Source organism: Fulvivirga kasyanovii (assembly GCF_009711405.1).
GTDB classification, from domain to species: Bacteria; Bacteroidota; Bacteroidia; order Cytophagales; family Cyclobacteriaceae; genus Fulvivirga; species Fulvivirga kasyanovii.
Genome location: NZ_SMLW01000562.1, coordinates 7890 through 19919, shown reverse-complemented (window position 1 = coordinate 19919; position 12030 = coordinate 7890). Strand labels below are relative to the sequence as shown.

5 protein-coding genes are annotated in these 12030 nt (G+C 36.2%); all 5 read right to left on the bottom strand.

The genetic code is table 11. The annotated features are described in order from the left end of the window. Positions 1 to 727: aminotransferase class III-fold pyridoxal phosphate-dependent enzyme (locus tag E1163_RS14200; RefSeq protein ID WP_155172916.1), on the bottom strand; the 727-nt coding region annotated here is incomplete at its 3' end. Positions 728 to 904: 177 nt separating this feature from the next. After that, the gene (locus E1163_RS14195) at positions 905 to 2542 is read right to left on the bottom strand and encodes a radical SAM protein (protein ID WP_155172914.1); all 1638 of its coding nucleotides are present in this window, start codon (positions 2540 to 2542) and stop codon (positions 905 to 907) included. 133 nt (positions 2543 to 2675) lie between these two features. Further along, positions 2676 to 3482, bottom strand: a complete 807-nt coding sequence (locus tag E1163_RS14190; protein WP_155172912.1) for a cupin-like domain-containing protein — start codon at positions 3480 to 3482, stop codon at positions 2676 to 2678. A gap of 190 nt (positions 3483 to 3672) precedes the next feature. After that, entirely contained in the window at positions 3673 to 4647 is a 975-nt protein-coding gene (locus E1163_RS14185) for a TauD/TfdA family dioxygenase (RefSeq protein WP_155172910.1), read from the bottom strand. A gap of 120 nt (positions 4648 to 4767) precedes the next feature. Beyond that, positions 4768 to 11949 carry a non-ribosomal peptide synthetase gene (locus E1163_RS14180; RefSeq protein ID WP_155172908.1) on the bottom strand — a complete coding sequence of 2394 codons (7182 nt, stop codon included), beginning with the start codon at positions 11947 to 11949 and terminating at the stop codon, positions 4768 to 4770. Between the last annotated feature and the right edge of the window lie 81 nt (positions 11950 to 12030).

The following is a 12030-nucleotide window of genomic DNA, read 5'->3' as shown; positions in this document are numbered from 1 at the left end:
CCTCCCCTTGGATAGGTTCTAAAAGTATAGCGGCAGGCTTGGCTTGTCCTGAATGTGGATTGTTTAGAATGTAATTGAGATAATCAGCACAATCCATTTCACATGTCTCCTGATCCTTATTAAAAGGACAACGGTAACAATAACTGTAAGGGACAAAACTGATGTTTGGTACCAAAGAGCTTATTCTATTTCTCAATTGGACATTGCTTGTGACAGATAAGGAGCCTGAGGTCATTCCATGATAAGAGCCATGAAAAGCTATTACGCCCTCACGACCAGTTTTATGTTTAGCCAACTTAATGGCGGCCTCAACCGCGTCAGACCCTGTTGGCCCGCAAAAACTCACCTTATATCGATTTCTCATTTCTTCTGGAAACTGGCACAAAATCTTTTGAATAAGCTGCAGTTTATTCTCCGTAGGAAAATCCAACATATGGATCAATTGTTCCTGTTGTTCTTTAATATATTCTAATACATAGGAATTACTATGACCAACATTTAGCACTCCCGCTCCGCTGAAAAAATCAATAAAAATATTACCATCAACATCCTCGATTGTAGCTCCTTTTGCCCTTTTTACTGCAATAGGCATACTTTTAGGGTAAGATACGATACTCCCTTCACTATCATTTTGGATCTTGATCAATTCTATGGATTTTTCTCCAGGAATCGTTTTACTTACAATTTTAGCATCATTCTGCAGGTGTAAATCATTGCATGTGTTCATCTTTAATTATTTACTTATCAAATTATTAAATCGACCAGTTGATCTTATCTCTAAAAATCATTTTAACTTAATATATCAGGCACCTCATTGATCATTTGGTAATTCCTGTTAATTACAAAAGTCGTCTCGAAGCAGTATGTTAAATTCAATCTTAATATAAGCTTAGCAGGATTTCAGTCAAATGCTGATGACATTGCAAGTAGAATAAATATGCCGTTCAATTATAGATTGAATCTCCTGATAATAGGCTTTATTGAGTTCAGTAATTGACGGATTCAATACTTTTTCCTTAATACCAGCATTAAAAGCTTGAGCCAGTTTCTTAACGTGTTCAATATCCATTCCGTTGTGAACGAGTCTCCAGACATTTTCGAAATCAAAATCGTGTTGTGGCAACCATGTTACATTCTTTACTTCGCAAAATATTTCTTCCACATAGTTACACGCCGTTTGAGAGTCCATGGTACTATGTGACCAGTTAAACCCTTCACCTTCAATATTATATTTCTCCCTTTGTCTCCATATTGGTGTAATATGTTCACAAAACCACATTTGTGTACGAAAGAAATCCAGTCCTGAATTTTCAATAAATTGGATTGTCTGTCTGACGGTAGCTTCATTTTCTCCGGGAAAACCAGTAATAAACGCGCCAAATGTTGTAATACCTGCTTTATGTAATTGCTCTATTCCTCTTTCATAATGACGCACCTTAGAACCTTTGTTCATATTGCTGAGTATAACATCGCTTCCGGATTCAATACCCAAAAAGACTCCCTCACACCCACTTTCTTTCATTAGTTCAATGGATTCCTGATCAGCAAATTGACACCGGTAATATGAATGCCATTTCAGGTTTAAACCACTTTTAATAATTAATCTTAACAACTCTTTGAATCGCTCTTTAGGTACATTAAATGTGTCATCTATAAAATAGATACTTTTTAAGGAAGGGTTAAACTCATCCAGTTGTTTAAGCTCTTCAACTACCATTTCGGGGGTCACTGTCTGATATTTTCCTGCATTTTCCGGAAAACCACAGAAAGCACATGTAAAAGGGCAGGAAACAGCCGTACGCAGATTAACATATTCTTTATTGTCATCTTTGAACAGGCTCCAGTCGACCATATTTTCATGTAGGGAATTTTGCTCTGTTTTAGTCTCATTTTTAATTAGAATACCATTTTCTATATAAAACAAATTCTTTACATGGCTGACCAGTTCATTCGAGTTTAAAGCCTGAATTAGATCAACAAGTGATTTTTCACCTTGTGAACTATTGATATAATAATCTGCCTGTAAGATAAATTCAGTAACATAAGCGATGTAATCATCATCATGAGTTCTACACATAGTTGAGATAAAAGGCCCCCCAACTACTATCTTCACATCAGTATTTAATGATCTCACAAACTTTACAATCTCAACAATAGGCTCAGGAGTAACATATAGAGTGGTGAGAAGAGCGATAGATGTTATCTGGTTGTTGATCAGAACCTCCCTCAGTCGTTCTTTTTCCAAATCTATGGAGGTAATATAATCAAAGCTCAATCCACGCCGATTAAAATAAGTACCTAAATAAGAAATAGCCGCGTTAAAGGTATTGCTATTCATTATCAGCCCATTTTCAATTGATTTTTTACTTAATTCAGCATTGTATAACTCCGATAAAGAGAAATGCTTTCCGTCAATCGTCACAAACCCCAGATTGAAGTCTCGATAACTACCAGAATTGATACCGCCTTCTTTAAGTGAAGCATAAATATTGTTAGTACCAAGTTCTAAGTGACCAAGTACTAAACAGTCAATTTTTTTCATTTTGAAGATTTTTTTACGTAGTATCCATGGACAAGGAACGCAATTCTATCATCTCACTTTTTGATCATTCCGGACTTTTCGATCAAATAATTGCTCTCGGTTTTCTTAAAATAAAAAGAACAATGTTCCTGACTTAGATCTGACACCTCCGTTTCAGCTCCGCAAGCTGAGAGGCCATCTTTGTATTTCCTATCTGTTTTAAATGATTTTCGACCAAATCATAGTTAGTTGCATTGACATAATTTTCAGTTAAAGCCAATGTTTTTTCCAAATTGTACACTTGATGGAACCAATCTCCTGGTGTGAACATGATCTCTCCGGGACTCTGAACAGCATAATACCCTTTAAGACCTTTGGCAACAGGGAAGGAATAACCTGGGAATTTTGGATGAAAATGATTTGCCTTTAGTTTTTCACTCTCGGAAGGAGGAAAAAAGAACCACAGTTTTTTGCCCTCGAAAAGAATATTCCAAGCATTTGTCATAAAAATATCAATGTGTAATTTGGAATACGATTTATTTGGCCCAATATAAATCCATTTATAATTTGGCCTTTGAGACTGGGGAAAAAAATCAAGCCAGGATTCAAAATGAGGTAAAACTTCATATTCATTAAGCAATTCAGGGCAATCCTCAACGAACTCCCAGTTTTTTAAATAGAAGGCATGGTCGTGATTGACGTTTTCCATATAGTACACATAATCTTTGAACCTCAATTTTTTAATGGTTGAATCATTGGATTTGGTTACTAGTTTTACATGATCACCAAATCGTTCTTTGAATGATGAAATAGACCAGTTTTGGGTTGCGGGCCAACTATAAGACATATTCTCTATAACCAAGGGTATTCTAGGAAGGGCATAGAGGTCATTAAAGGTATCGAGGTCAATTTGTCTAACCCTATCAATCGGCTCAAACATATTTTTAGCTTCATCGATCATAAAATAATTATTTTAATAATTTAAAATCTACAACTGTCTAAGATCCCCCTTCTCATTCAACATATTGGGTCAAACCATTTTTTTGACAGACTAAATTTCACTAACACCTAATGCCGAGGATTCATGAAATTCTTAATAAACTGATTTTTGTGTTTTTCTCAGGAATAAATTTTTAGAAGGGAGGCAGCAACTATTCAGCTGGGTTACCCATGGCTACTAATATCTCACGATCTCCTTTAAAAGGCATTCTCCCATGAGCAAAAAGCATGTTATCTAGAAGAAGTACATCATCTTTTTCCCATTTATTCAAAATCATATGCTTCGAATATGCCATCTTTATCTCTTCGATAACTTCTTTCTCTATATCGTCACCATCTCCATAATAGGTAGAAAATGGCAAATCTTCCTCAGGTATTACCTCCAAAATTATTTCATCTAACAAGTACTTACTGTAAAAGAACGCATGGTTAAACCATACTTTTTGATTAGATTCTTTATGAAATTGGAATGCCGGGCGTACCCACTCCAGCCTAAGATGATCCTCATCAACCCAAGTGTATTCCATACCGCACTCATTTAAGATCTTTATAAGCTCAGATTTATCTTCTACCTGATATACTTCTTTCCAAGACATGCCAACACCAGGCATAATATTCCTCACATACTTTACTCCCTTTCGTTCGAACTTATCGACAACCTCTGGGTTAATGGATCCTAACACTTTTCTCACGTCTGCAATTGGCGTCTCTCCACCCTCGGCAGGAGGAACATTTGAATAAAAACAGATTCGTTTGGCCCACTTCGTGGCATACGATGATTCTGTATGCATATGAATCACCTGATCACTTGGATGATCCGTAGATGTGTAGATATTACCTAAAACGGAATGTCTTGGAGAGGTTCTTTGCTTATATTCAATCTGCTCGTCAAATATGCTCGGTAATATTTGATTAAAGCCATCAACACCGCCAATGTTAAAACTCTTAAATAGAATTGCCCCATACATTGTTAAATATTGATCTAACTGAACTTGATTATTTTTAGCAAATTCCACAAAGTCTGTTCCTTGTGAGTTCTTAATCACTATTGGACCACTAGTCCCATTTTGTGGTAATAGGATTTCATTATCTGATATTTGCTCTACGCGGTATTCGTCTGATATCATTAGGTTTTTGTTTATATTCAAATCATTAAAACAACTAAATAAAATTTCAGCTTTAGAGTCAACAAGGTGTTAATTTACCTTTTAAGAATTCCTTTTCAACGACTTGTAATTGACTCACATTTAGATCACAATCTTATCAATATCCTCATCGTCAAAATTATCAGCTACTACCAAATTAGCCCTGATCATTGTTGCGATTTCTGATATTTTGTTTTTATTATATAGCTCACCTATGGACAATTTATACCCAAAACTCCAGTGGATCTTGTCCACAAGTAACATAAGTGTTAAAGAACTTCCTCCCATGTCAAAAACATCGGTATTAATCCCTACTTGATCCTTTTCAATATTTAAAACGGTGGACCAAATCTCCACTAAGTCTTTTTCCACTTGGTCGGTTGGAGGCGAATATTTGTGCTCCAACTCAATATTTAAATCGGATAGATACTTAGTATTACGCTTTCCATTAGAAGTAAGGGGGATGCTTTCAAGATGTTGATAATAAGATGGGATCATATAGTATGGCAGGCTATGTGACAGCATAGCTTTTAGATCTAAGGGGTCTAGGACATTATCAGACACATAATAGGCCACTAAAAACATCTCTGAGTTTTTCTCAATACAAACAACTGCGGCTTCCTGTACGCTTTCATGCTTTGCTAAACAATGCTCTATCTCCGACAATTCGATTCTAAAACCCCTTACCTTTACCTGGCTATCCATCCTACCCAAAAATTCAATCTCTCCGCTTTCCAGGAATCTTGCAACATCCCCTGTTTGGTAACATTTATCATGCTCTCTAAAAGGATGATTTACAAATTTCGAATGCGTAAGTTCAGGTTTATTCAGATAGCCTCTTCCTAAACATGTACCGGCGATATAGAGCTGACCATACACTCCGATAGGGACAGGGCGCATATATTCATCAAGTATAAACAATTGGGAGTTGTCAATAGGCCTACCAATTGGTATTGCAGTATTATCGATGTTAAAGTCACAATTATGAAATGTTACACCGTTCGTTTCAGTAGGTCCATAAATGTTAATCAATTGTGTGTTAACCGCATTGTGTACTTGATCTTTAAAAGACTCCTTATGTTCCGGCTTCAGTGCTTCACCGCTGGCAATAACATATCGTAAACTTTTAATCTTATCAACGGCCATTCTATCTGATAGACTTGACAAGAAAATATTTAACATGGACGGAACAAAATTGATCACCGTAACTTGGTGAGCGTCAATTATGCCTATCATTCTTTCGGGGTCTTTCTCAAATTCTGGCTCTAATATGCTTAATGATGCACCAGCCAAAGGCCACCAGAAAAGCTCCCAAGCGGAAACATCAAATACTATTGGAGTCTTTAACAAAAGTACGTCGTTTGAGTCCAGAACGTATTCCCTTTGCAGCCATTGAATTATATTACTTAATGAATGGTGCTCTATTATAACCCCTTTTGGTCTGCCGGTAGATCCAGATGTATACATAACATAGGCCAGATCGTTATTTGAAATAGTAGGAAAGTCAATAACGTTTTCTGTCTCCAAAATATTATTTATAGCCGTATTCATATCTAATACCTCAGGCAGGCTATCGTCAAATATGCTCCAATACTCGCTTCTCGTCAACAAAACCTGTAATCCTGCATCCTCCATTATAAACCTTTTTCGATCTTCAGGAAAATTAGGATCAATTGGCACATATGCCGCACCCGTTTTTAATATTGCAAAAATGCACGGCACCAAGTACTTTTCTCTCTCCATCATTACCCCCACTAACTGGCCGGATTGCACATTATATTGCTTAATCAGGTAAGACGATATCTTTGTTGTTAATTCATCAAATTCTGCGTAAGTCATTGATTCACTTCCATACCATAGAGCAACTTTATCTGCAAAAATGGTCGCTCGACTTTCAAAAAGAGAAATTACCGTTTCGGAAATAGAATAATTAATGTCTGTGCTGTTAAACTCGTTAAGAATTCTAGACTTTTCATAATGTGGCAAAATATCTATTTGCGACAATTTCATTTTCGGATCATTTGATACACTGGACAATATATTATTAAAATAACCAGAATATCTTTGAATAGTATCAGGTTTGAATAACGCACTGTCATACTGAATGCTAAAACCTAGTGAGTCTTTATACTCAATCAACCGAAATGACAGTGCATAGCTTCTTTGGGCCAAGCCAGCAAGCCCATAGGGCTTGACTTCTATCTCTTCACTATCATATACCAAGCTGGTATCTTTTATATATTCAAAAACAACGCTACTCTGAAGTCCTGTGTTTATAGAATCCGATGCTTCGGCTAAATAATCGATCAGATATCCTTGATTTCCTTTTGATTCGATAACCTTTCGATGATTTTCAGAAATAATATTTAAAAAACTAGTGTCCTCCAGTACGACATTGATGGGTATAGTGGATCTGGAATTATTTTCCGAGATCACCAAAGGGCTGCCATGATCATGACTCAAAGAAGCTTCAATGGTAACTATCCTATTACTCTGAAGTTTTGCCAGTAGTATACCTATTGCACTTAACAAAATACTGCTAATCGGGATTTGGTTATCTGTTCCAGTTTGTCTTAATGAAGCAAGTACTTCACTCGATATACTAAAGTCACAGGTTTCAAATTCCTCTGTTTTATTCTGTTTACTTTTAAAATCAGTGGGAAGATTGAAATACTCATGATTTTCAGAAAACTCAGAAGTCCAAAATTCCAATTGTTTTGTCACAGAGTTGAGAAATTCATATCCTTCACCAAATTTAACTTTATTAGTCTTACCCTCATAAAACCTCCAAAGTTGATTCTGCATCTCTTCCCAAAGCACACTCTCATATAGATATGCCGGTATAATTTGAAGCAATAGATGCTTATCATCAGGCAATATGAACAACACTACAGAAATTTGTATATCATTTGATGTTCTTACAGCTTGATAAAAATCAAAAATTCTCTGATCCATCTTATCACGATCGCATTTAGAAATTGTAAATTCGATCAAAAAGTCCTTATTCGAATTTAATTCATTATTACCTTTAAGTAGATTATTTGTAAGGTTTAATTCATTTACTAACTGCATATATGCACCTTTCATGCGCCCAGGATCTATATTTCCTTTAATTTGATGAGTTAAGCACATTGGGCGAGATAAAATTTGCATACTCTTCTCGCTAAGGGGTTTAATATTATCAATATCTAAAATTGATTCTTTCAATTCAGTTTCTGACTGGTTAGAATTCTTCAGCAATTCCCAAACTTCAACATCATCATAGGACTTTTTATTCCAATAAACATTTTCAAAGAGCTTATCTAAGTCCTGGAACAGGCTGCCCGAAGCTATTGCTTCACTAGGTTGTCTAATTATATATTCAAGTGATCTTTTCATTATACCACAAAATTCCATGGCCAAATCAGATACTACTCCATGGTGGTACACCAGTTCTATTTCAAAGCCGCCCCGCACCTTGCCTACGTTGAGCGACAACGTGTAGTTTGTAACTGACCAGTCGGGAATATCTAGCTCCTCATTGTTCAGTGTTTCCATCTGCATGGCTGAGTCATATATATGGAAATCCATGTAATTGAATATTGTATCAAAAAGAAAAGTATCCTGGGTACTCTTTTTCCATCTCTGGCTCTTTATCTCTTGCAAAGTTAATTGTTTATACTCTTGTATGAGTTTTAGCTTAGCATATACAGATTGAACTAAATCGCCGTAATTCCAGCTATCCTCCAAATTAATTCTAATCGGCAGGGTATTTAAAAAGCAGCCCAATATCTTATCACCATCTTCTATCTCTGGTCGGTTATGGGCCACTAACCCAACGATCAAATCATCTTGACGAGTCAAAGTCTTGATGGTAAGTAAATAAGCTGAGAAAAATAAAGTTTTAATGTCCACTCCTAAAGTCAATGCACACTCTTCAAGCATTCCCTCCATTTCATTGGACAGCTTTAGGGAAGAATAACCTATGGATAATTTTTCCTTCACCTTATTCTGACCTCCAAACCTGATCGGTTTGCTGCAGGAAATTTCTTTGGCCCAAAAAGATTTCAATGCATCGTTGTTGCTGTTTGCTAATTCTTCTATCACATAATCCTTATAGTCTGCCTTCAAAGAAGAAAGCTGATGATTATCGTCCAGGCCTAGCAATTCATATGTATTATGTAACTCAGTTTTAAATGAGGCATCGCTCCAACCATCGATCAGGGCATGGTGTACTACCCATAGAACGATAATTTCACTGTTGTTTAACACAAAGACACGAATCCTCCAAAGGGGTGATTTCATAATGTCGAAGGGTTTCAATCTATCATCTTCAGAAAACCTTCTTATATGATCGGTTTGTTGTTCAGTGGACAGGTGAGAAAGATGATATAGTTCAAGGTCGAGATCAACATTTTTAAAAACTATTTGTACAGGCTTACTATGTGACCTTAGATCAAAGCTTGTCCGCAATATGCTATGCTTTTTAACCATTAGATCCAGAGCCTTTTTAAAACGTTCAAAATTAAAATGTGAATAGGCCATATGCTCTACCATTTGATCATGATAAAGAGCTCCCCCTTCTTCTAATCTCGAGTGAAATATCATCCCCAATTGAATATCACTAATTGGATATACATCCTCAATTTCGGCTGAATCCTTTCTTTCTTTGATAATTTCAGCCTTAAGGTCTTTAATTTCCTTCCTAACTTTATCAAGGAGCTCATTTTCGGTGTTTTTTTCCTTCGCCTCGATAACCGAGGATAACTCTGCTATCGTTGGGTTAGAAAACAAATCGGCAATCACAAGTTTGATCTTATAGGCCTTATTCAGTTTGGCTATGAGTCTAATAGCTCTAATAGAATCGCCCCCTATCTGATAAAAGTTGGACTCGATACCAATTTGACTACTTTCTAAAGTTTCTTTCCAAAGAACCAGTAATTCCTCCTCCAATTTATTACGAGGAGTCCTTAAAATTTGAAGATCGTCTTCCTTAATTGGAGGAAGTGCTTTTTTATTTAATTTACCACTGGCACTCAAAGGCATCTGATCTAATCTTATAAAATGTAATGGCACCATGTACGCTGGTAACTTTTCCGTACTGTATACTTTCAGGTCTGCCGGTTTCAAATCGTTTAGTGAAGTATAATAGCAAATTAAATAGTTACTTCCTTCCTGATCTTCTTTAACTATAACCTCTGCAGAATCAACCTCCTCATGTGAGGCTATTTGTTTTCGAATTTCACCCAGTTCAACACGATAACCGCGCACTTTCACCTGCTCATCTTTTCTACCCAGATATATCAGAGCACCATTTGGCAGAAGCGAAACCATATCGCCCGTTCGATACATTATTGTATCACAGATATCCGGAAGAGTTATAAACCTATCCTCTGTTAAAGGCTTGTTTTTTACATAGCCATTCGCCAGACTTAGCCCGGTTATATACAGTTCTCCCACAAAACCTTTGGGCAACAGTTCTTTCTCCTCTCCCAAAACAAATACACGAATATTATTTATTGGTTTACCAATCGATATACTTTCTGTCTTGTCTTCATTTAGATCATATCTATGAACTAAGCAGCCCACGGTTGCTTCTGTCGGACCATATTCGTTGAAAATTTCCACTTTCCCATCAAAGAGATCATATATACTCCGAGCCGTTTGAGCCTCTAACGCCTCCCCTCCCACGATTATTTTTTTGAGCTTAAGGTTTGACAACAATGTGCTAAATTTCTTTTCTGTCTTGTCGAATTTGTACAAAATCAGTTTTAAATGAGAAGGGGTTAGTTTAAGTACAGTAGTCCTGTTATCATAAATTACTTTTTCAATTATGAATTGGTCAGGATGCTCCTGAAAACATATTACTTCATTTCCATTAATCAGCGGAGTGAACATTGAGGTCATTGACATGTCAAAAGCAATGTTTGAATGTAACGCCATGCTGTCGCTCTTATTCCCTAAATACCTAGTGGATGCCCAGTATAAATAATTAGATAAGTTACCATGAGTGACTTCAACCCCTTTAGGTTTTCCTGTTGTACCTGAAGTATATACGATATACGCCGGAGCATTGGGCAAGGAAAGGTTATCGAAGGTGGTCACCTTTCCGCTATCAATTACCGGATTACTGATTATACCAATATTTTTTGCCTTACAGTGGTTTATAAAGCTTGTCTTTGAAGATAAATATTCAGGGTCAGTGATTAATAAGCCTGCGCCACAATTTTTTAAAATATACTTTAGCCTGTCGGCCGGATCATCCGGATTTAATGGCACAAAAGTCTTACTCGCCTTTAAAATACCAAGAACGTAAATGAGTAGATTTACATTTCGATGGTGCAAGACACAAATTTCATTTACCCGCCCTACGTGGTCTATTAAGTATTTTGCTACATCATTTGATCTCTGAGACAATTGGCTATAGGTTAATGTCTGTTTTTCATCGCTAACCGCCACTACATCCGGGTAGTTAGCTACAGCTTGTTCAAATAATTGAATTAAAGTACTATCCACAGGTATATTTTGACCCGTAGTAATGTTTGCAATTTCTGTCTTCTCATCTTCATCAATCAAAGAAAGTTGATTAAGATTAGCATCCAAATCAACCATGGCATTCATAAGGAATCTTTCAACCTTTTTTACGATATCATCAATAGAGGTTTTGCTATAAACATTCTGATTATAATCAACAATAAGGTTAAGTGAGTCTTCTTTCTTCAGAAATCGGAGATTTATATTTGCTTGGTGTTGTTGCACCAATTCATAATCTTGAATGTTATCAAGAGTCAGTGAAATATCGAACAGCTTTGCTCTAGGTGAGTTAGAAGTTCTAAATCCTAGCTTTTCAATCAACAGGCTTAAGGGGTAATCAGAGTTTTCATTCACCTGTCTTAACTCTGATTTGCTATTGTTCAACAACTGTCGGAACGTCATACCAGACTCAATTATATTGGTCAGAACTAAAAATTGAGTTATGGTATTTTCATTAAAAACAGGAGTGCCAATAGAGACCAACTCTGCGTCAGTGTATTTTGATGTAATGTAGCTAACAGCAGATAACAACACCGTGAAGAGTTTTATATCAGCCTTAGCACTCACTTTGTTAATCATTTCATATGTCACATTTGAAAATTCAGCTTCATATTGAACATATTCAGGGTCATCGTTCAAATCAATATTGTCAAAAACAAAATGAGTAATATCGTTTCTACCAGACAGCTTATTTTCCCAATATTTCCTTTGCTCAGTCTTCTGATTTGCAAGAATTACTAGGTCGTTCTTATTTGTTAGGGTTGGTTTCATTTCGAATAAATTAATTTAAAGTCGAGGTTTGAAAGCGACGCAATCAATCAAAATTCAATTTTATCAAGTTCGTCCTTCAAT